We start from the raw sequence: 21728 nt of genomic DNA, 5'->3' as shown, positions 1-21728 counted from the left end.
CCATGGAAACACTGGACCGGATCGAAAAATGCTTCATAAGCTGACGTTGTTCGATTGACTTGATCTTCCATACATGACGCAATGACGGACGTTAGCTTTTTATCGGTTGTGAATAATGTTGCGTCTGCAAGGTACCTTACCTTTCATCCGTCAGGAATGGCGATTTCTTCTGTTCGGGTTGCTACTGGCTTTCTGGTCGGGGCCGGGTCAGACATATGTGATCTCTGTTATTGGCGGCCATATTCGCAATGACTTTGGCCTCAGCAATGGAGAGTTTGGCAGTATCTATACAGTTGCCACCCTGTGTTGCGCCGCGCTTCTCTGGAAGGCAGGACCACTGGTTGATCGCTTGCCACTCAAAAGTTTCGTTCTCAAGATCGGGCTTTTGATGGTGGCGGCGATGATTGCGTTTGGTTTTGTCCAAGGCCCAATCTCGTTATTTTTTGGCATCATTGGTGTCCGGTTTCTCGGACAGGGAATGATGACTCATGTCGCCTTGACGGCAATGGCACGTCGTTATGAAGTGGAGCGGGGTCGTGCCATTGCGATTGCTGCGCTTGGTTTTCCATTGGGAGAGGCATTATTTCCACCGCTCATCGTGTTGGCGCTTGGCTTTGTCGATTGGCGCATGATTTGGCCGGGGATGGCGATTTTGGCGGCAATAACATTGTTGCCTGGCGCGTCCTTCCTGATCCGGCATACAAGCCATCAGGATGGAACGGGAGCATCGGAACTTCAGGCAGCAGATGAGGATGCCAAACACTGGACCCGCGCAGAGATGTTGCGTGACGGTAAGTTTTATCTACTGCTTCCGACGGCGATGGCGCAGGCCGCGATTATTACCGGGCTGTTTTTTCATCAGGTGTATTTCATCGCGCTGAAGGGGTGGGATTTCGAAATATGGAGTTTGAGCTTTGTCATTTTTGCAATCGCTTCGTTGTGTGGCGGTATGATGGCCGGCTTTCTCGTAGATATGTTCCGGGCGCGCAGGCTCGTCCCATTTGTATTGCTGCCCATGTCGTTCGGCATACTTTTATTTGCTTTTTTCCCTGAACAGATATTTGCCGGGATTGTCATGTTTTTTCTTGGCGTGGGAGCTGGGTCGACCAATCCGGTATTGTCTTCGCTTTGGCCGGAACTTTATGGCACCCGGCATCTCGGTGCCATTCGTTCGGTGGCCACTGTCGTTATGGTGTTCGGATCGGCGCTTGGTCCCGTCTTTATGGGGTTTGCACTGGATGCTGGCGCCTCCCTAAAGGCGATTGCCCTGATTTCAGTATTGATTGCGTTGCTATCCGCTATCATGACCATGATCGCGCTGTCTTCTCGTTTTCGATAAATGACGCAATCCTTCGCTTTTTTCTTCGCCAGTCTCAGGCGAAGAAGATTAAAATTTTACTAATTTTTTTATCATATCCCCCGTTTAGGGGATGAAGAGATATGCTTCTTCATAGTACTTTTATTTCAGAATTAACAAATTTACAGACATATGGCTAGAATTTGGCTATTTTTAGAGAGAGTTAGCTGATTCGACGTCACCAGGATTAAATTAGGTTTGTGGAGTAGGGTAAAATGGTAACGCCAAACGGTAACAACACCATCGGCACTAAAAATACAAGCGGTGCTGAAATTGTTATTGAAGCAGCGCCTGGAAAGACAATCAGGTTACCGATTGAATCGCTTCAGGGTGTCTTGTTTACACAGGATTCAGGCAATCTGATTGTTGTTCCGGCTGAAGGTGGTGAACCTATCCTGCTCCAGGACTTCCTGACTTTTGGTGCAACGGAAAATCCCCCTAAGATTGAACTGATAGATGGTGAAATCGTGGAAATAAGCGAGATTACTCCGCTTATTCAGGGATACTCGCTCGCAGACATCAATCCGGAGGCCGGTGACGACAATAGTGATGGTGGTGGCGCAAATTTCACCCCTTTCAATGAGGGCAGTATCGGCGATCCTATCGGGATTGCTGACTTGCTGCCGCCGACCGAATTGTCTTTTGGCCGTGAGGAAATTGAAGAGATTATTGGTGAGAATGAGGACTTTGATCCGATTTCCAGCACACCTCCCGAGACACCTCCGCCGCCGCCTCCGCCACCTCCTGGACCGGATGATCCGACAGGTACGGTTACCCTGACGTTTGAGACAGCGGATGGTCAGTCCGGATCGGTAAGCGGTGGATATGAAGATTGGCAGCCAAACCAGAATGTTGGTGATACATCTGAATTGCCGATGCAGGTTTTTGTCGGATTTACACCGGATACAGATGAAGAACTGACGTCCGTTGATATTTCCGGCTTCCCTGCCGGATCACGCTTCTTTGTTGGCGGAACAGGCGCAGGGAATGAAGTGAATGTTGCTGGTGGTAGCTATACTGTCTCGGCCTCTAATGGTGTTTTACCGCTAATGTTTCTGTTGCCGCCAGAAAACTCCGATGCGGATATTCCGTTGGATGTAACGGCGAATTTCCAGAATGGCGCCGGCGCAACCGGGTCTGCGGAGGGCAACGGGACAGCCATCATTGATGCGGTTGCCGATGCTCCGACGACTTCTGGCGACAGCACGGCCTCTGGGGATGAGAACACAGCGATAGAGCTTCCCGAAATTTCAGCCGCCCTTCAGGATAATGACGGCTCTGAAACTCTTGCTGTGTCCGTTGGCGGCGTGCCTGTGGGGGCAACGCTCTCCGATGGTGTCAATAACTTCGTTGGTGATGGTTCTGACGTTGACATTACAGGTTGGGACTTTGCAAATCTGACAATTACCCCGCCTACGGATGATGACACGGATTTCACTTTGACCGTAACGGCGACAGCGACCGAAGGGGCAACAGTGGCTGGTGGTGGAGAGCTGACCGATAGCAATAATGAAGCGAGCACGAGCTTCACTATCGATGTAACTGTTGATGAGGTGCCGCCTTCTGATGATGGACCTACTGCAGTTAATGACGGTCCCACAATAACAGTGTCTCCATCCAATACGCACGCTGTTTTTGTAATGGATACATCCGGCAGTATGAGCCAGTACGAGTTGCAATTGATGGAAGATGCACTCAAAGATTTGGCAATTAACCTGTTCGAGCTAAATGAACCGAACACCGTGATAACGCTGATAGATTTTGATGAAGTCGCGAATTTTCATAATGCCGGGACGTATACAACTTTGCAGTCCGTGTTGGATGCTCTTGATGATTTAGATACTTTGACCGGCGGCAACACTAACTATGAAGCGGCTCTAGACCTGACGAGCACCGTTGAGTTCATGCCAGGTCATGAGAAGGTGATATATTTCCTGTCTGATGGACAGCCAACTGTGGGAGAGACGCTGGCCGGTATTGATAGGTTTAACAATTGGGTTAATAACAGCCTCACGGGAGTTAAAGTGCATGCTGTTGGCATCGGAAGTGATGCTCAAAATAGCATATATCTAGGCCAGATCGATAATACAGCGGAAGATAATAATCCGGATGGTACACCCTATAGCTATGTAGATAACGTCGAGGATTTATCGTCCAGTATTGACCCCGAATATAATTGGGTAACCGGTAATGTGCTCGATAATGATGTTTTGGGCGCAGACCCGCTTGCAGATACTCCGATTGAATCCATCAGCTATAAAGGCGAGACATATACCCTTGCAGGAGGCCCGAATTCTACGGTTGAAGGCAACCTTTTGTATATTGATACAGATTTTGGTCTTCTGGAGATGAATTTTGAAAACGGTGCATATGCATTTCTTGCAAATAAGAGTGTCACCGGGGTCGAGCAGGAAGAGATAGGGTATACCATTGTTGATACGGATGGATCGACGAGCTCGGCGGTGCTGACGATAACGATCATGCCGGATTATAGCCTGCTGGGAACTGCGGCGGGTGAGGATATTGATGGCAGTGCGATCAATGACATTATTATTGGCGCTGGCGGGAATGATACTTTGTCTGGCGGTGATGGCAATGACCAGTTCTACTACAGCGATGTAGGGTCAGACGGTCATGATGTTATTGAAGATTTCGGCGCCAACGGTGACTCAGACGTTATCAACCTGTCCGCAATTTTTGACAGGCTTGACATTGCAGCCGGTGAACGGGCAGATCATGTTGTCTTCTCAGAATCGGGAGGAAATACAACGATTACAGTCACCGACGGATCGAATGTCGAAATAGCCGGTTTCTCCATTGTGGTTGAAAACGCGTCTCTCGACAATTCGGATATTACCAACGGAAAAATTGTCGTCGATGAAAGCTGATGGCTTTGTTGACAGGAAGGGAAAAGGCCGTAGCTATCTGCGGCCTTTTTTCTTTTAAATCCGGATTTAAAACACTGGAAGGCAGGCGTCGCTTATCTTAGAATGCATTCTCGCATACGGAGTATGACGCAAAAAATTATGGGGACCTGAGTTTTGAGTAACATAAAAAGCCTTCTGATATTTGTTCTGGCCGTTGTCATGGCCGCCCCCGCAACTGCGATGGCAAAGGATTTGCCAATTTCTGCTTTCAAGGGGGACTGGCGAGGCAACGCTGTCTCGGAAAGCAATGTGAGTGTCAGTTTTCCGATTACGAGTCGCGATATTGATGTGAATATCAAGCCGACGGCGGAAGGGGATTTTTCTATTACCTGGCGGACGCTCTTGCGCCAGAAAGGAACACCGGGAGACCCTACGGAAGTTCTGAAGGAAACCACACTCACTTTTGTCAAAACGGACAAGGGCAATGTCTGGAAGGATAGTAATTCAGGTGATGTCTATGCTGGGGACACGGTTTCCTGGGCGCAGCTGGAAAAGCAGACATTGACCATTTATGTAATGGCGATCAGTGCCTCCGGCGGTTATGACATGCAGATTTATAAACGGACACTTACAGGTGTCAATATGCAACTCGACTTCACGGCCATACGTGATGGCGCAATCCGCAGAACCGCAAAAGGCCAACTTGTCCTCAATAGCTATTAGCTCTCTGTGATCGCTTTAGAAATCCCCGATGCCCGGTGAAATGTTGCGCTTCTGAGGTATAGCCTGCCGCGTTTGAGAGGGCGGTGGTGCGGCGCGCTGGGCGCAGTCCGGGCGCTCACAAAGCCGACAGGTTATACCGATGGGCATCACGGCCTTTGGAGCGGTGAGATTTAGGCTGTCTGCATAAATTAGTCGATGTGCGTCAGCAATATCGCATCCGATGCTGATGGCGTAATGGCGTTTTGGCTGGGCGTATCCGAGGCTTGGTTTAGTGACGGTACGGGCAATCGAGAAAAAACGGCTTCCGTCGGGCATTTCGGATATTTGTGGACATAAGGTGCCCGGGGTCAGGAACGCGGCATGCAGGACCCAGCGGGGGCAGGAGTTGCCATATCTCGGGATACGCAAGCCGGAGGCACTGAAACGCTTCGAAATATTGCCCGCGATATCGCATCGGATCAGGTGAAAAGGCACGCCGTTTTTCCCGGGCCGCATCAAGGTTGTCAGCCGATGGCAGATCTGTTCGAAGCTTGCGTCGAACTGTTGCTGCAGGAGTTCGATATCATATCTTAAATCTTCTGCTGAGCGAAAGAATTGCTCATACGGCAGTAAAAAGGCGCCGGCAAAATAATTGGCGAGCGCCGCTATCCCTTTTTGCTGTGCAGCATCCGTCGGTAGTTCTGGTGCGTTCGCCAGTTCTTTAAAAAGTTCGGGGAATTTCAATTGCCCGCAGAGCAGGGCAAGATGAAAATTCACACTTGATTGAGGTAATGACTTCGAGAGAACCAGAGACTGGTTTTTCTCGTCGTAGAGCGTTGCTTCGGTATTATGGCTATCACGCGTCGCGAAATCGACGCTTATGCCATACTCCTGTTGTAAATGTGTGATCATGAGGGGCATTGGCGGAAGGTTGTTATCACCTAGAGACGTTCGAAACTCCGTTGCTGCTGTCTCTATCTGGTCAAAATAGTTATTACGGGCCTGGATAAAATCAGAAACAGCCTCGTTCGGGGAGGGCGCCCAGGTCTTGCCAGTCAGACTTCCGTCACCGACGACGCCTAGCATCTCATTTACCGTGTCATTTAGCGCATCGCTATCTTTCAATGCGATTTGCAAAAACTCCCTGCGTTCCTTCGGGCTGAGGTCTTCATTGTCGTGAACAATCTCAGTAGACGACATAATGGACGTCACAAGCGTTCGTAGTCGAAAAGATGAGTCGGCAAACAGCAAATCCTGGGAAAGTCGTTCGCTCAAAAGCTGCAAGTTTGTCTGTGCGGTTTTGAAGGCATCATAGGTTTTCTTGAAGGCGGAACTTAACGAGGGGGCGTCCGCGGCCATCTCGGCAATTTCGTCGGCCGTAAATTCATCGTCCGAGAAGAGCGGGTCTTTCAGGGCATCGGTGATCTCCCCGATCAGATGGCCTTCTTCTTGAGGTGAAAATACCTGCGGGTCGACTTTCAGGATTTTGCTTAAATGCAACAATAAGGGAACGGTGATGCTGCGCCGGTTATGTTCAAGAAGGTTAAGATAGCTCGCGGAGATGCCCAGCCGATCGGCCAGCTCGACCTGCGTCAGTTCTTTTTCCTTGCGCAAACGCCGTAACCGATTGCCAAGAAGCGGGGATTTCGCCATTGGCGGCTCCTAAAATTTACACAAATTTACAGATTTACAAAATAAATTAGAAAATATTTACATAAAAAACCTCCATTTTACAAGGTTTTATTGGGAAAAATGGCAAAAATGTGAAATTTTTACATGGTAGGGTCGAAGCTGAATTAATAACATATCAAGTTCGCCCTGCCCGGGGATGATCCAATAACCTATGGGAGACAATTCATGAGCGATATTAAAAAATCAGGCTTGTCGCGCCGCGGCCTACTCAAGGCTGGTGCTGTTGGCGGCTTGGTTGCTGCGACGCCAAGCTTCTTTGTAAAGAACGCCTGGGCCGAAGAGTTCCGCAACAATCCTGAGAATTCCGGCGAACTGAAACTGGGCTTTAATGTGCCGCAGTCCGGGCCTTACGCAGATGAGGGAGCCGATGAACTGCGCGCCTACATGCTCGCCGTCAAGCATCTGAACGGAGAAGGGGACGGCGGTATGCTGAACACCTTCAAGCCGTCAATGCTCACTGGTAACGGTGTTCTTGGCAAGAAAGTGACCTATTCAACCGGTGATACCCAGACGAAATCGGATGCAGCGCGCGAATCGGCGAAACGCATGATTGAAAAAGACGGTGTCTTGATGATTACCGGCGGCTCTTCCTCCGGTGTGGCCGTCGCCGTTCAATCACTCTGTCAGGAGCAGGGCATTATCTTTATGGCTGGCTTGACCCATTCCAACGATACGACGGGTAAGGACAAGCGCCGCTACGGCTTCCGGCATTTCTTCAATGCTTACATGTCCGGTGCTGCGCTGGCGCCTGTGCTGAATAAGGAGTATGGCGGTGACCGCCGGGCTTATCACCTGACGGCCGATTATACGTGGGGCTGGACCCAGGAAGAGTCGATCAAGAACTCGACAGAGGCGCTTGGCTGGGAAACGGTGAACACGGTAAAGACGCCGGTTGGTGCCGGTGACTTCTCTCAGTATATCACACCGGTCCTGAATTCTGGAGCTGACGTTCTGATCTTGAACCATTATGGTAAGGACATGATCAACTCGCTTAGCCAGGCGGTTCAGTTCGGTCTGCGTGACAAGCAGGTCAATGGTAAGAATTTCGAGATTGTGGTTCCTCTCTTCTCGCGTCTGATGGCGCAAGGTGCGGGCGATGCGATCAAGGGAATTCTGGGTACGACCAACTGGAACTGGTCACTACAGGATGAGGGCTCGAAGGCCTTTGTTCAGTCCTTCGGTGCGGAATATGGCGCGCCGCCATCCATGGCTGCTCATACCTGCTATGTACAGACATTATTGTATGCGAATGCCTGTGAAATGGCCGGAACATTTTATCCTCCGGAAGTGATCAAGCAGCTTGAAGGTTTCAACTTTGATGGCATGGGTAATGGCCCGACGCTTTACCGCGCAGAGGATCATCAGTGCTTCAAAGATGTTCTTGTGGTGCGTGGGAATGACAACCCAAGCAGTCAGTTTGATCTGCTGAAAGTGGTTGATGTTACTCCACGTGCTCAGGTTGAGTATGATTGGACAATTTTCGGTGGTGAATTGGGTCCATACGAAGTAAAAATGTAGTCCAATGAAAACCATGGGCTGGCGCATGGTAAACTGCGCCAGCCCTTAAATTTCTGGACGGTGTTCAAGTCGCTATAAAAAAGCGATTTAGGGTTACTTGGGGTAGATTTTATGGATGCCATTTTTATTCAAATACTCAATGGCCTTGATAAGGGAGCAGCATATGCCCTGATTGCATTGGGGCTGACTCTGGTGTTCGGGACGCTGGGGATTGTGAATTTTGCCCATGGCGCATTATTCATGCTTGGCGCCTTTTGCGCCGTGACATTCCAGAAACTGGTTAGTTTGTCAGTCAAGGTCCGGGATGAAGGTGTTACCGCCTTCGCTGCCTATAAAGAGCAGCCTTATCTTGAAACCTGGTTCGGCGAGACAGGCCGGATGATTATCGATTATTCCGTTCCGCTGTCGATCCTGTTGGCCATACCTTTTATGCTACTCGTTGGCTATATCATGGAACGGGGCCTGATCAAGCATTTCTATAAGCGCCCCCATGCAGAGCAGATCTTGGTCACCTTCGGCCTTGCAATCGTTATTCAGGAAATTATTAAATCATTTTTCGGAGCTAACCCGATACCGCAGCCCGCCCCCGATATTTTGGCGGGCAGCGCTGATGTTGGCCTCTGGGTCGGTCTTGGCGATAATCTGGTCTATCCCTGGTGGCGCCTGATTTATCTTTGTTTCTCGGCTGTTGTCATTTTCGCGGTCTTCGCATTTTTGCAATTCACGACCTATGGCATGGTCGTGCGGGCCGGCATGCGCGACCGGGAGACTGTCGGCCTCCTCGGTATCAATATCGAGCGGCGGTTCACGGTCGTCTTTGCCATTGCCGCCATCGTTGCCGGTGTTGCGGGTGTGATGTACACACCGATTTTGCCACCGGACTATCATCTGGGGATGGATTTTCTAGTGCTTTCCTTTGTTGTCGTTGTCGTAGGCGGAATGGGCTCACTTGGTGGTGCTGTGCTCGCCGGATTCCTGCTGGGCGTTGTTCAGTCTTTTGCCTCGATGAATGAAGTGAAGGAGATTCTACCGGGGATCGACCAGATTATTCTTTATCTCGTCGCTGTTGTAATTTTGCTGGTCTTGCCACGCGGTCTCATGGGCCGGGCTGGAGTGATGGATGACTGATACCAAGAAGCCGTTACTAAATGACACTATGCTGGTGATCATTTTTGCCGCCGCTATCCTAGCGATGCCACTCTGGCTCGAACCGATTGGGGGCAACTATCCGGATTTGCTGCAAAAATTCGCGATCTACGGAATTTTTGCCATCGGATTCAATATTCTCTTCGGCCTGACGGGATATCTCTCCTTCGGCCATGCCGCCTTCCTGGGGGTGGGTTCATATGCCGCCGTGTGGTCTTTTAAATTATTGACGATGAATGTGATCCCGGCAGTGATATTCGGTGTCCTGTTTGCTGGCATTCTCGCCGCGGCCATTGGCTTCTTGAGTTTGCGCCGGACCGGGATATACTTCTCGATCCTTACGCTGGCCTTTGCACAGATGTCTTACAATCTTGCCTATTCCGTGTTGACGCCGATTACAAACGGTGAGACGGGATTGCAGCTTGCGCGATCTGACCCTCGTATTCTCGATCGGATGTTCACGGATGGATCGGCTCCTGCTGGCCTGCCGAGTACTGATCTTTTTGGGGAGACGATGAGCGGCTATCCGGGCTTTTATTTCTGCGCCGTGTTGCTGGTTATTTGCTTCTATATTTCCTTGCGGATATTCAGATCACCGTTCGGTCTTATGCTGAAGGGCATCAAGTCCAATCAAAACCGGATGAAATACACGGGTCTGAATACCCGGCCCTACATGCTGACGGCGTTTATAATTTCCGGCATGTATGCTGGCTTGGCAGGTAGTCTTCTTGCGGTGACGGACCCGCTGGCAGGTGCCGAGCGGATGCAGTGGACCGAGTCTGGTGAGGTTGTGCTGATGACCATTCTTGGTGGTGCCGGCACGCTTGTCGGGCCGATGCTGGGTGCAGGATTGATCAAGTACTTTGAGAATATCTTCTCCGCCTTTGACAATAATGTGCTGCAACAGGCCTTTTCCTTCCTGCCTGACAGTGTCGTCGACTTTGTTGTGCCGGTTGTCGGCCTCTTTGTCGGAAGCGGTTGGCACCTGAGCCTGGGTCTGTTGTTCATGGTCATCGTGATATTCCTGCCAGGCGGGCTGGTTGAGGGTTTCCGTCGTATTTACGCTTATGTCAAATCAGGTCGGAACAACAAAACTCAGACCGTTGAAGCGCATAAACAGGCTGGCGAGTAGAGGGTACATTATGAGCGATCTCGTTCTTCATCTCGATAATATCAACAAGAGCTTTGGCGGTCTTAGCGCCCTTTCCGACGTCAACCTGAATGTCGAGGAAGGGACGACACATGCGATTATCGGCCCCAACGGCGCCGGTAAATCGACCTTGCTGAATGTGTGCATCGGCCGCCTCAAGCCGGATACCGGTAAGGTAACCTTTGCCGGTACAGAACTGACGGGACGGCAGCCCCATGAAATTGCCCAGCTTGGCGTCGCACGGGTTTTCCAGACTCCTGAGATTTTTCAGGAAATGACCTTGCTTGAGAATGTCATGATCCCCGCCTTTTCGCATCGGGACGGGGCCTTTCGGTTTAATGCCAACAAGCTGTTGAGCCAGCAGTCGGAGCTTCGCGATGAAGCTGAGCATATTCTCGAGGACGTGGGGCTTAAGGACATGATGATGTCGGAGGCAGGCAGTCTCAGCCGTGGCGACAAGCGGCGGTTAGAACTGGGGATGTGTCTGATCCTGCGCCCGCGCCTGTTGCTTCTGGATGAGCCCACAGCCGGTATGGCGCGTCATGACACCAACCAAACCATCGAGCTCCTTAAGAAGATCAAGTCACGGGGGATGACAAAAGTGATTATTGAACATGATATGCATGTTGTGTTCAGTCTCGCCGATAAGGTCAGCGTGCTGGCCCGTGGCCAGATTATCGCAGGGGGAGATCCACAAAGCGTTCGGGAGGATCCGAAAGTCAAGGAAGCCTATCTGGGAGGGGCCCACTAATGTCTGAAACTTCTGAAAAGAGGCCCTATTTTAGCGCAAAGGATATTCACGCCTATTATGGCGAATCATACATTGTGCAAGGTGTTTCCTTCGATATCGAGGAAGGGGATATTGTCGCGCTGCTGGGGCGCAATGGCGCCGGCAAGACGTCGACTTTGCGGGCGCTTGCCCGGGTTGATAGCCCGAATTTGAAGCGTGGCGAAATTTATCTCGACGGCAAGCCAATGCATACGCTCAAGGCTTTTCAGGCCGCGAGTGAGGGTGTTCAACTCGTACCTGAAGATCGCCGGATCATTGGTGGTTTAACGGTGGAGGAGAATCTTGTCCTTGCCCAAGTCGCGGAACCAAAAGGCTGGGAGATCGAACGTATTTATGATCATTTCCCCCGTCTTGGGGAACGGCGTAATCAGGATGCAATTACTATGTCCGGCGGGGAACAGCAGATGCTGGCGGTTGCCCGGGCTCTTGCCCGGGATGTGAAGCTCCTGTTCCTGGACGAGCCTTATGAAGGACTAGCCCCTGTCATTGTGCAGGAGATTGAAAAGATTCTGCTGGAGATCAAGAAACTGGGGATTACGACGATCATTGTTGAGCAAAATGCGATCGCTGCGCTGAAGCTGGCGGACAAGGCTTTAATCCTCGATATGGGCCAGATTGCCTTTCGCGGCACAGCGCAGCAAGTTCTTGATGATCAGGAATTACGTCACGAGTATCTGGCGATTTGATCGCCCGGAGACTGGCAGATTCTAATATTTTGATCGTATTGGGGTGGCGACGGACGCTCAAATATCCTATTGATTGTTGATACGTAACAGGACAAAGACAAACACTGGGTGAAAGGACTTAAAAGAATGTCTGCAAAGGATCTATATCCCGTACCGGAAGAGCTGGCGAAGACGGCATGGGCCGATAAGACGAATTATCAGGCAATGTACCGTGCGTCGATTGAGGATCCTGAGGCTTTTTGGGGAGAGCATGGCAAGCGCATTGACTGGATAAAGCCTTATACGAAGGTCAAGGATGTTTCCTACGATAAAGATGATTTGCACATTCGCTGGTTCTATGACGGAACTCTTAACGTCAGCTACAATTGTCTCGACAGGCATCTTGATGCCCGTGGGGATAGCACCGCGATAATCTGGGAAGGGGATGATCCCAACGACGATAAGACCCTGACATATCATGAATTACATGCCGAGGTATGTAAGTTTGCAAATGTCTTGAAAGCGCAGGGAATTAAGAAAGGGGATCGCGTAACTCTCTATATGCCCATGATCGTGGAAGCGGCTGTTGCCATGCTGGCCTGTACCCGTATCGGCGCCATTCATTCGATCGTGTTCGGCGGCTTTTCTCCGGACGCATTGGCGGGCCGTATTCGGGACTGCAGGTCAAACTGCATCATTACAGCGGATGAAGGTGTTCGCGGAGGCAAGCCTATTCCCCTGAAAGCCAATACAGACAAGGCACTGGAAGATTGTCCGGACTGTACGACCTGTATCGTTGTTGAACGCACAGGCAAAAAGACAGGCTGGGTTGAAGGACGGGATGTCTGGTACCATGAAGAAATGGCCAAGGTTGACGCCGATTGTCCTCCGGAAGAAATGAACGCCGAAGACCCGCTTTTCATCCTTTATACCTCCGGCTCAACCGGGCAACCGAAGGGCGTGCTGCATACGACCGGAGGATATATCGTCTATGCAGCGATGACGCATCGTTATGTATTTGACTATCACGATGGCGATATTTACTGGTGTACGGCCGATGTCGGCTGGGTAACGGGCCATAGCTATATTATTTATGGACCGCTCGCGAATGGGGCGACAACCCTGATGTTTGAAGGTGTGCCGAACTACCCGACTGTCTCACGCTTCTGGGAAGTCTGCGATAAGCATCAGGTCAATATTTTCTATACGGCGCCTACGGCAATCCGTGCCTTGATGCGTGATGGCGATGAACCGGTTAAAAAGACATCCCGCAAGTCGCTCCGACTGTTGGGCTCGGTTGGAGAGCCGATTAATCCGGAGGCCTGGCGATGGTATTATGATGTCGTTGGCGAAGGCCGATGTCCGATCGTTGATACATGGTGGCAGACGGAGACCGGCGGTATTCTGATTTCTCCGTTGCCTGGTGCGACGGCATTGAAGCCGGGCTCGGCTACTCTTCCATTCTTCGGAATAGACCCTGTGATGGTGGATAATGAGGGGAAGGTACTCGAGGGAGCCTGCGAAGGCGTCCTTTGCATCAAGGATAGCTGGCCGGGCCAGATGCGGACTGTTTATGGTGATCATGAGCGCTTCATCCAGACTTACTTTTCCAATTTCCCCGGCCGTTATTTCACGGGCGACGGCGCCCGCCGTGATGAGGACGGATATTACTGGATCACCGGTCGGGTAGATGACGTGATCAATGTATCCGGGCATCGTATGGGTACAGCGGAAGTCGAAAGCGCGCTGGTCGCCCATGAACTCGTTGCCGAGGCTGCTGTTGTCGGCTATCCCCACGATATCAAGGGGCAGGGAATATATGCGTATGTGACTCTGACTTCCGGGGTCGAACCCACGGAAGAATTACGGGCAGAGCTCTCGAAATGGGTGCGGCAAGAAATCGGGCCAATCGCGACGCCGGATCTGATCCAATGGGCGCCGGGACTGCCAAAGACCCGATCCGGCAAGATAATGCGACGGATATTGCGTAAAGTTGCGGAAAATGATTACGGGAGCTTGGGGGATACCTCAACATTGGCCGAACCTGCTGTCGTTGATGATCTGATCTCAAACCGAATGAACAGATAGTATTGGCAGTCGTCACTCCCTGATAGAGATTGACCGATGACAATATCCGGAAGAATAGGGTATAATTGACGCTCAGGAAGCCGAAGGGTTGGGCAACGGATAATAAGAGAGCTTGATTGCAAAGCCGGAACCGACCGTTGACCCTCAGGACCCTTGACGAAGTGAGGGAGGCGAACGTCAATATGTCACATACGGTGCTTGTCGTGGAGGACGAACCGAATATCGTCCTGTCTCTTCAGTTTATTTTGAGACAAGCAGGTTTTACGGTGCGTGTTGCACGAGATGGTGATCAGGCGTTGCGGGCGATAGACGATTATGTGCCCAACCTGGTGATATTGGATATCATGTTGCCCAAACAGGACGGCTTTGCGGTATGCGAGGCGATCCGGGCAAATGCCGCGTGCCGGAACGTAAAAATTATTATGTTGTCGGCAAAAAGCCGCGAGGCTGACAAGGAGCGGGCTCTTGCGCTGGGCGCGGATGAATTTGTTACAAAGCCCTTTTCCACTCGGGCGCTTGGTAAAATGGTTAAGGATATTGTTACACTAAAGAAACCGGCACATCAGGCGAAATAGTGAAGATGATACGGGCATGAATGGATGATTAGGACCGGGCGCAAAAAGGAATGGTCAATCCTGCTGTTTGTTGTCTGTCTGATAGCCTTCGTGCCACCCATGATTTCCCTTTTCGATGTGCCGACCTTAATTTTCGGAATTCCGGTTAGTTATTTGTATATGTTCGGGATCTGGGCAGTTGTAATTGCTATGACAGCCCTTGGGGCAAGGCGCGGGATCGAGAAAACGGTCGCTACACCCGGCGCAGGGCGCGATAGAACGGGTGCCGATAGCGAGCGGGGAAATGAATGATGTCCGGCGGTATCGTCCTCACGGTTTCGTTTCTCTACCTTGGCCTGTTGTTTGCTATTGCACAATTTGTCGATTCGCGGGCTGAAAAAGGCCGACCTCTTACCCGAAACCCCTACATATACACTCTGTCAATTGCAGTATTCTGCACCTCCTGGACATTCTACGGCAGTGTTGGCTTGGCGGCGACACAGGGGCTTGATTTTCTGCCAATTTATCTTGGTCCGACGCTTGTCTTCGTGCTCTGGTCGATCATCTGGGTCAAGATTGTCCGGATCTGCAAGGTCCATCGCATCACCTCCATCGCCGACTTTATCGCGTCGCGCTATGGCAAGCAGGCGAAGCTGGGTGGGCTGGTGACCATCATCGCCGTTGTGGGGACAACGCCTTATATTTCCCTGCAGCTTAAATCGATTGCGACCAGTTTTCGCATTCTGGTGAGTTCGTCAGAAACGGCGTTACTCCATGCACCGAGCGAGCCCATATTCTTTATTGATACGACCCTCATTGTGGCAATTGCTCTTGCGCTCTTCGCCATTCTCTTCGGGACACGCCACATCGATGCGAGCGAACACCATGAGGGACTGGTCGCCGCCATCGCCTTTGAATCCGTGGTCAAGCTGGTCTCATTCCTCGCCGTGGGCTTTTTCGTAACCTACGGCCTGTTTAATGGCTTCTCCGATTTGTTTTCAACGGCTGCGGACAGGGGCCTCAATGAGCTTTTTACGGTATCAAGTGATAATGACTACAGTATCTGGATGACGATGACAGTCTTATCCATGGCTGCGATCATTTGTCTGCCACGACAGTTCTATATCACCGCAGTCGAAAACCCGGATGAGTCATTTCTGCGTAAGGCAACCTGGCTGTTCCCGCTTTATTTGCTGGTCATCAATATCTTTGTTTTGCCGATCGCGCTGGCGGGCCGCTTGTCATTTGACGGGGCGTCGGCCGATGCGGATATGTTCATGCTTACCGTGCCGCTTTTTCATGATCAGGCCTTTCTCGCCCTCATCGCTTTTGTCGGCGGCCTGTCTGCCGCAACCTCCATGGTAATTGTCGCGGCGATCGCTTTGAGCACCATGGTCTGCAATGATCTCATAATGCCCCTTCTTCTGCGCTGGAAGGGGCTGAATATAAACAAGAATGACGATCTGACCGGCCTTTTACTGACGATCAGGCGGGTCAGCATTCTGATGATATTGATTTTGGGATATGTCTACTATCTGATCGCGAGCGAGTCTTATTCGCTTGTAACTATCGGGCTTGTTTCTTTTGCAGCGGCGGCACAGTTTGCACCGGCTATCATTGGCGGTATCTTTTGGAAGGGAGCCTCCTACCGCGGAGCTTTGGCGGGTCTTGCTCTCGGATTTTTGGCATGGCTCTATACTCTGTTGCTGCCATCCTTCGCGCAGTCCGGATGGCTTCCGTTGAGTTTCATCTCGGAAGGGCCATATGGGATTGCCATGCTCAAGCCCTATGCCTTGTTTGGAATGGATGGGTTTGACCGTCTCACTCACGCCCTGTTCTGGAGCATGCTGCTCAATATTGGTGCCTATTGGTTGGTGTCCCTCCTGACGCAGCAGACAGCGATCGAGCGTATTCAGGGTACGCTTTTTGTGGATGTTTTTGGACACACGGATGATGAGCGGGACAGCCGGTACTGGCGCGGTTCGGCAACGGTGGCGGATCTGCAGCAGCTGGTAGGCCGTTTCGTGGGCGTCCAGCGGGCGGCGCAAGCATTTTCGGATTTCGCGGCTGATCGGGATATCAATTTACGGAAAAGCCAGACGGCAGACGCAGCGCTTCTCGATTTTGCTGAGAAAATGCTGGCAGGTGCCATCGGTTCGGCGACGGCGAGGGTGATGGTGGGATCTGTGGTCAAGGGGGAGATTGTCGGCCTTGAAGAAGTGTATCGCATTCTGGATGAAACCAGCCAGGTCATTGAATACAGCCACCGCCTGGAGCAAAAATCAGCGGAGCTAGAGCGTGCAACGGCGCAGCTCAGGAATGCGAATGAGCGATTGCAGGAACTGGATTCCCTGAAAGATCACTTTCTTTCTATGGTCAGCCATGAACTGCGGACACCGCTGACGTCGCTCCGTGCCTTTGGCGAAATTCTTGTGGATAATCCGGAAGTTTCTCCAGAGGAGCGAGCGCAGTTTCTAAATGTTATCATCAAGGAAAGCTCACGATTGACGCGCCTTATCGATCAGCTACTTGATCTTGCCAGGATGGAGGCAGGACAGATGGATTGGTCCCTCGATACAGTGGATATGGACGCCACGCTGCGTGAAGCCATGGCGTCACTTGCCGGTCTGATCAAGGAAAATGATGTCATAGTGGATGTTCAAACTCCGGATGATCTGCCCAATGTACGTGCAGATCGCGATCAGTTGATACAGGTCATCATCAACCTTGTGTCAAATGCCATAAAGTTCTGTGATAAGTCACAAGGGCGTATCAATATCTCGGTTTCCATTACTGAAACCATGCTGGAAGTCAGTGTCTCTGATAACGGCAAGGGAATTCCGGAAAATATGCTTATGCGGATATTTGAAAAATTTCACCAGTCGCTTGATCGGGGTGAGGACAAACCTCAGGGGTCCGGCTTAGGACTGGCCATCTGTCGTGAGATTGTCACTTTTCATGGAGGGCAGGTCTGGGTTGTCAACAAGCCGGAGGGAGGGGCGGTATTCACTTTCACCATCCCCCGTGCCGATAGTCTCGATGTTCGGCTTTCCGCAGAATAACCAATAATCAGAATAGTGCCCGGTAGATCATTATCACACCTATCAGAGCAACGAGTATCAGGACGAACTTCTTGAATGTGGCCTGTGGAATACGACCGCGCACTTTAGTTCCGACCCACATGCCTGCAAATAGAGGAATAAGTCCGATAACGCTGTAGGCGATTTCAGTGGGTTTCAGAAAGTCCATGCTTTGCAGGCTGAGCAGCAGGAATATGCTGCCTCCGAACAGCATGACACTTACGGCGGAGACGAAATCATCCTTTTCAAGTCCGAGAGCAATGAAGAAGAAAACCGGCAGGGTACCGTAGAGTGTTGTAATACCACCGATAATTCCGGCCACCAGCCCAATTAAGGGGCCATATAAATTTTCCCGTGTTCCCAGAAAAGAAAAGGAGATACCGGTGATTTCGAGAGTCGCGATAAACATCAGGAAAACACCGACCGCGATCAGCAAATATTGCGTATCCACTGCGGAGAGCATGAAGACGCCAATTGGCAGGCCGATGAACAGGCCTATGAACAGCCGCCAATGGCGCAAGATGACTGATTTGATCCGCCCGGAGACCATCATCTGGACGAAATTGGTAACGACCATCGGAATGGTCATGATGGAGACGGCGGACGGCAGTGACATAAACAGAACGATTGGCGGAACCGCAATTGTGGGAAGGCCAAAGGCTGCAATTCCTTTTACAAATCCGCCAAGCGCGAAGGCGATGCAGACAACCAGTAAATTGAAAAGATTGAATTCAGGAAGATATTGCGCGATCATGACACAGACTGCATTGAATTAAGAATAAACACCATTCCGGACAGGGCGACCCGGATCGGCCAGCAAGACTATGGACTAAAAAAATGCTTTGCAGCAAACAAATAAATTACATTTTCAAAGAAGCACTATGTGAGTGGTGGAGTATTTCATGAAAGCCTGGGTCATCAACGGAGAGCAGGGAATAGAGAGCCTTGAACAGATCGAGCGGGACGTTCCAACCCCGGGGCCTGGCGAGATACTGGTGCGCTTACGCGCCAACTCCATCAATTATCGTGATCTGTCGACAATTAAGAATGTCAGGGCACGCGGTATTCTGGAGCCGCGTATTCCGAATTCCGACGGTGCAGGTGTTGTTGAGGATGTGGGCGGTGGCGTTACTGCCTTTAAGAAGGGCGAACGGGTTGTCGGAACCTTTTTCCAGAATTGGACCAGCGGGGCTATTCATAATGATGCAATGGCCAGTGCCCTTGGTGGTCCAATCGACGGCCTCCTATGTGAATATGCAATTCTGCAAGAAAACGGAGCCTTGCCGATTCCCGATCATCTGTCGTTTGAAGAGGCCGCAACCTTGCCTTGTGCCAGTCTCACCGCCTGGAACTGCCTGATCGAAGGGGGGCAAGCGCGTGCCGGACAGACTGCGTTGCTTCTGGGCACCGGAGGTGTTTCAATCTTTGCGCAGCAGCTTGCCAAAGCCTCAGGTATTCGAACGATCCTGACCTCAAGCAGTGAAGAGAAGCTTGACCGGGCAAAAACCCTCGGTGCGAAAGACGTCATCAACTACAGGGACCATCCGGAATGGGAAAAGAAGGTCCTGGAGATGACGGACGGACGTGGAGTTGATGTGGTTGTCGAGGTAGGTGGCGCGGGCACACTTGAGAAATCGATTGCGGCGGTGCGGTTGGGGGGACGCATATCTCTCGTTGGCGTGCTGACGGGCGGGCAGATTGACCCGACATCCATCATGCGGAAATCCATCACCTTGCAGGGGATTTATGTCGGTCCTCGTGATATGTTCGCGCGGATGAACGCAGCGCTTTCACACAATGATATTCGTCCGGTTATTGACGCGACTGTCGACTTTCAGGACGCGAGGGAGGCCTATCGCATGATGGAGCAGGCGGGTCACTTCGGAAAGATCGTGATAAAAATCTAAACAATTGAAAATACGCGGGGAATGAGCATGAATTTACTGAGATACGGCCCTTTGGGAAAAGAAAAGCCGGGACTGATCGATACGGAGGGTAAAATCCGTGATCTTAGCGGTATTGTCTCCGATATATCGGGCGATGTACTGACAGATGCAGGAATTGCAAAACTTCGCGATCTTGATCCAAAGTCCCTGCCGCTGGTGGAGGGGGAGCCCCGCATTGGACCTTGTGTGGGCAGTGTTGGTAAATTTGTGTGCATAGGGTTGAACTATTCAGATCATGCTGCTGAGGCGGGCCAGCCGGTGCCAACTGAGCCCATTGTCTTCATGAAGGCGACATCTGCCATTTGCGGGCCCAATGACAATGTTGAAATACCGCGTAGCTCGGTGAAAACCGACTGGGAGGTTGAGCTAGGCGTGGTCATGGGCAAGCGCGCGAAATATGTCAGCGAGTCAGAGGCGCTGGATCATGTGGCCGGCTATTGTGTCGTGAATGATGTCTCTGAGCGGGAGTTCCAGTCTGAACGGTTGGGGCAATGGACAAAAGGCAAAAGCCATGACAGCTTTGGTCCCATCGGACCGTGGCTGGTGACGCGTGATGACGTGCCGGATCCTCAAAAGCTTGATTTATGGCTCGAAGTTGACGGTGTGCGCCGGCAGGACGGTAATACGGATACGATGATCTTCGGTGTTGCCAAAATCATCTCCTATCTCAGCCAGTTCATGACCCTGGATGTTGGTGATGTGATCTCGACCGGGACGCCGCCGGGTGTCGGGATGGGACAGAAGCCAACCCCCATATTCTTGAAGCCGGGCCAGATCATGAAGCTTGGTGTCGAAGGGCTGGGTGAACAGAAGCAAATAACGATACAGGCATAGCCAGCATATCTGTAAGGGGAGGACAGAGAGCGTGAAATCCATTCAAGATACCGAAAGCGTCGGCTTTAGCAAAACACGGCTCGAATATATTACGGACTGGATGAACCGGTATGTGGAAGGCGGCAAGCTTGCGGGCGCCCAGACCGTCGTCGTACGTGGGGGTCAAGTTGCCTATTCAAAATCCGTAGGTCAGGCGGACAGGGAAAACAATATTCCCTGGAAAGAGGATACGATGGCTCGGTTCTATTCCATGACCAAGCCGATCAGCTCTGTTGCGTTGATGATGCTGTATGAACGGGGTTTGTTTCATCTGGATGATCCGTTGGAAGAATTTATTCCCGCATTCAAGGATATGCAGGTGCTTCGGCCACAGGCCCGGAGCATCGACGATACGGAACCGGCAAACAGCAAAATGACCATTCATAACCTCCTCACCCATATGTCCGGCATGACATATGGGTTCAATGAAGGCCTGCTTGGCGCTCATTATACCGATGTGAAAATGGATTTTGGTCCGACGCGAGGAAGTCTGGAGAGTCAGATTGAAAAGCTCGCCGCCATGCCGCTGCTTTTTAATCCGGGAGAGCGATGGAATTACGGGGTATCGACGGATGTCATCGGGCGCTTGGTGGAGGTTATATCCGGGCAGGACCTCAGAACCTATTTTCACGAAAATATATTTGAACCTCTCGGAATGGTGGACACGGATTTTGGCATACCAGCCGAGAAAATTGATCGCTATAGCACTGCCTACGGGGTCAATGAGGCTGGCAAATCCATCGTCATGGACTCCCGAACGAAGAGCGCCTTCCAGCGGGAAAACGTAGTCTGTTACTCCGGTGGCGGCGGGCTGATTTCAACTGCCGCAGATTATCTTAAATTTGCGGAGATGATCCGCAAACTGGGGGAGTATGACGGCGGACATCTGCTGGGGTCGCGGACAGTCGATTTCATGACCCAAAACCATCTGGACGGCGATCTCGCGAATTACGGCCAGCCGGTTTTCTCGGAAGTTTCCTTTGTGGGTGTCGGCTTTGGCCTTGGCGGTTGGGTCATGCTGGAGCCGGCCTTGTCTCAAATGATGGGATCCCCGGGTGATTTTGGCTGGGGCGGAATGGCAAGTACGGTCTTCTGGGTTGATCCGGTTGAGGATATGACCGTTCTTTTCCTGACGCAGTTTATTCCGAGCAGTTACTATCCGCTGCGTAAGGAATTGCGGGCACTTGTCTATCAGGCCCTGATCGACTAGGCCCGATTGCTGTAATAAATGTGACATAAAAGGGCAAAGGTTGCGTCACTGAACCGACATCCAATCGCAACAATTATTTGAGATACCTTC

Annotated in this window: 17 protein-coding genes; 15 read left to right on the top strand and 2 right to left on the bottom strand. The window is 51.3% G+C overall.

Translation table 11 applies throughout. The features are described from left to right. Nucleotides 1-115 precede the first annotated feature (115 nt). The 3 genes from AAC599_RS10890 (at nt 116) to AAC599_RS10880 (ending at nt 4947) form a co-directional block, all read left to right on the top strand. Complete coding sequence (locus AAC599_RS10890) at nt 116-1339, top strand: MFS transporter (protein ID WP_340150426.1); 1224 nt, start codon at nt 116-118, stop codon at nt 1337-1339. A gap of 233 nt (nt 1340-1572) precedes the next feature. Continuing rightward, nucleotides 1573-4245, top strand: coding sequence for a VWA domain-containing protein (locus AAC599_RS10885; RefSeq protein WP_340150425.1), 2673 nt, complete (start codon nt 1573-1575; stop codon nt 4243-4245). A 153-nt stretch (nt 4246-4398) separates the two neighbouring features. Next, nucleotides 4399-4947 carry a hypothetical protein gene (locus tag AAC599_RS10880; protein ID WP_340150424.1) on the top strand — a complete coding sequence of 183 codons (549 nt, stop codon included), beginning with the start codon at nt 4399-4401 and terminating at the stop codon, nt 4945-4947. Nucleotides 4948-4962: 15 nt separating this feature from the next. On the opposite strand, the gene AAC599_RS10875 is transcribed toward AAC599_RS10880, so the two are convergent. Further along, on the bottom strand, nt 4963-6579 hold the full coding sequence (locus tag AAC599_RS10875) for a short-chain fatty acyl-CoA regulator family protein (RefSeq protein ID WP_340150423.1): 1617 nt from the start codon (nt 6577-6579) through the stop codon (nt 4963-4965). A 204-nt stretch (nt 6580-6783) separates the two neighbouring features. Between AAC599_RS10875 and AAC599_RS10870 the strand changes: the two genes are divergently transcribed. The 9 genes from AAC599_RS10870 to AAC599_RS10830 all read left to right on the top strand — a co-directional run bounded on the left by AAC599_RS10870 (nt 6784) and on the right by AAC599_RS10830 (nt 17591). After that, nucleotides 6784-8136 carry an ABC transporter substrate-binding protein gene (locus AAC599_RS10870; RefSeq protein WP_340150422.1) on the top strand — a complete coding sequence of 451 codons (1353 nt, stop codon included), beginning with the start codon at nt 6784-6786 and terminating at the stop codon, nt 8134-8136. A 111-nt stretch (nt 8137-8247) separates the two neighbouring features. Beyond that, nucleotides 8248-9264 (top strand): branched-chain amino acid ABC transporter permease, encoded by a 1017-nt coding sequence (locus AAC599_RS10865; protein ID WP_340150421.1) that lies wholly within the window; start codon nt 8248-8250, stop codon nt 9262-9264. Beyond that, the gene (locus tag AAC599_RS10860) at nt 9257-10414 is read left to right on the top strand and encodes a branched-chain amino acid ABC transporter permease (protein WP_340150420.1); all 1158 of its coding nucleotides are present in this window, start codon (nt 9257-9259) and stop codon (nt 10412-10414) included. Before AAC599_RS10865 ends, AAC599_RS10860 begins: the two co-directional genes overlap by 8 nt. Before the next feature lie 10 nt (nt 10415-10424). Continuing rightward, nucleotides 10425-11183 (top strand): ABC transporter ATP-binding protein, encoded by a 759-nt coding sequence (locus AAC599_RS10855; protein WP_340150419.1) that lies wholly within the window; start codon nt 10425-10427, stop codon nt 11181-11183. Continuing rightward, nucleotides 11183-11908: an ABC transporter ATP-binding protein gene (locus AAC599_RS10850; protein ID WP_340150418.1), complete on the top strand. Its 726-nt coding sequence runs from the start codon at nt 11183-11185 to the stop codon at nt 11906-11908. Before AAC599_RS10855 ends, AAC599_RS10850 begins: the two co-directional genes overlap by 1 nt. 126 nt (nt 11909-12034) lie before the next feature. Beyond that, a complete protein-coding gene (acs, locus tag AAC599_RS10845; RefSeq protein ID WP_340150417.1) occupies nt 12035-13975 on the top strand; it encodes an acetate--CoA ligase in 1941 nt (646 codons plus the stop codon). 137 nt (nt 13976-14112) lie between these two features. Next, nucleotides 14113-14550, top strand: coding sequence for a response regulator (locus tag AAC599_RS10840; protein WP_340150416.1), 438 nt, complete (start codon nt 14113-14115; stop codon nt 14548-14550). A 24-nt stretch (nt 14551-14574) separates the two neighbouring features. Beyond that, complete coding sequence (locus tag AAC599_RS10835; RefSeq protein ID WP_340150415.1) at nt 14575-14841, top strand: hypothetical protein; 267 nt, start codon at nt 14575-14577, stop codon at nt 14839-14841. Beyond that, nucleotides 14838-17591: a sensor histidine kinase gene (locus AAC599_RS10830; RefSeq protein WP_340150414.1), complete on the top strand. Its 2754-nt coding sequence runs from the start codon at nt 14838-14840 to the stop codon at nt 17589-17591. The genes AAC599_RS10835 and AAC599_RS10830 overlap by 4 nt, the downstream gene beginning before the upstream one ends. Nucleotides 17592-17598: 7 nt before the next feature. On the opposite strand, the gene AAC599_RS10825 is transcribed toward AAC599_RS10830, so the two are convergent. Then, on the bottom strand, nt 17599-18363 hold the full coding sequence (locus AAC599_RS10825; protein ID WP_340150413.1) for a sulfite exporter TauE/SafE family protein: 765 nt from the start codon (nt 18361-18363) through the stop codon (nt 17599-17601). A 148-nt stretch (nt 18364-18511) separates the two neighbouring features. Between AAC599_RS10825 and AAC599_RS10820 the strand changes: the two genes are divergently transcribed. Genes AAC599_RS10820 through AAC599_RS10810 form a run of 3 tightly spaced genes read left to right on the top strand, consistent with a single transcriptional unit; the run spans nt 18512 to nt 21638 of the window. Then, nucleotides 18512-19516 carry an NAD(P)-dependent alcohol dehydrogenase gene (locus AAC599_RS10820; protein WP_340150412.1) on the top strand — a complete coding sequence of 335 codons (1005 nt, stop codon included), beginning with the start codon at nt 18512-18514 and terminating at the stop codon, nt 19514-19516. A 27-nt stretch (nt 19517-19543) separates the two neighbouring features. Further along, nucleotides 19544-20389, top strand: a complete 846-nt coding sequence (locus tag AAC599_RS10815; RefSeq protein WP_340150411.1) for an ureidoglycolate lyase — start codon at nt 19544-19546, stop codon at nt 20387-20389. Nucleotides 20390-20420: 31 nt separating this feature from the next. Further along, complete coding sequence (locus AAC599_RS10810) at nt 20421-21638, top strand: serine hydrolase domain-containing protein (protein ID WP_340150410.1); 1218 nt, start codon at nt 20421-20423, stop codon at nt 21636-21638. Nucleotides 21639-21728: the final 90 nt, after the last annotated feature.

The sequence above is a fragment of the uncultured Sneathiella sp. genome (assembly GCF_963976355.1).
In the GTDB taxonomy this organism is placed as follows: domain Bacteria; phylum Pseudomonadota; class Alphaproteobacteria; order Sneathiellales; family Sneathiellaceae; genus Sneathiella.
This window is presented reverse-complemented; position numbering and strand designations above follow the sequence as displayed.

Coding starts and splice junctions, on each gene's coding strand:
- AAC599_RS10890 (WP_340150426.1), top strand. CDS start 116: ATGTTGCGTCTGCAAGGTACCTTACCTTTCATCCGTCAGGAATGGCGA.
- AAC599_RS10885 (WP_340150425.1), top strand. CDS start 1,573: ATGGTAACGCCAAACGGTAACAACACCATCGGCACTAAAAATACAAGC.
- AAC599_RS10875 (WP_340150423.1), bottom strand. CDS start 6,579: ATGGCGAAATCCCCGCTTCTTGGCAATCGGTTACGGCGTTTGCGCAAG.
- AAC599_RS10870 (WP_340150422.1), top strand. CDS start 6,784: ATGAGCGATATTAAAAAATCAGGCTTGTCGCGCCGCGGCCTACTCAAG.
- AAC599_RS10865 (WP_340150421.1), top strand. CDS start 8,248: ATGGATGCCATTTTTATTCAAATACTCAATGGCCTTGATAAGGGAGCA.
- AAC599_RS10860 (WP_340150420.1), top strand. CDS start 9,257: ATGACTGATACCAAGAAGCCGTTACTAAATGACACTATGCTGGTGATC.
- AAC599_RS10855 (WP_340150419.1), top strand. CDS start 10,425: ATGAGCGATCTCGTTCTTCATCTCGATAATATCAACAAGAGCTTTGGC.
- AAC599_RS10850 (WP_340150418.1), top strand. CDS start 11,183: ATGTCTGAAACTTCTGAAAAGAGGCCCTATTTTAGCGCAAAGGATATT.
- acs (WP_340150417.1), top strand. CDS start 12,035: ATGTCTGCAAAGGATCTATATCCCGTACCGGAAGAGCTGGCGAAGACG.
- AAC599_RS10835 (WP_340150415.1), top strand. CDS start 14,575: ATGATTAGGACCGGGCGCAAAAAGGAATGGTCAATCCTGCTGTTTGTT.
- AAC599_RS10830 (WP_340150414.1), top strand. CDS start 14,838: ATGATGTCCGGCGGTATCGTCCTCACGGTTTCGTTTCTCTACCTTGGC.
- AAC599_RS10825 (WP_340150413.1), bottom strand. CDS start 18,363: ATGATCGCGCAATATCTTCCTGAATTCAATCTTTTCAATTTACTGGTT.
- AAC599_RS10820 (WP_340150412.1), top strand. CDS start 18,512: ATGAAAGCCTGGGTCATCAACGGAGAGCAGGGAATAGAGAGCCTTGAA.
- AAC599_RS10815 (WP_340150411.1), top strand. CDS start 19,544: ATGAATTTACTGAGATACGGCCCTTTGGGAAAAGAAAAGCCGGGACTG.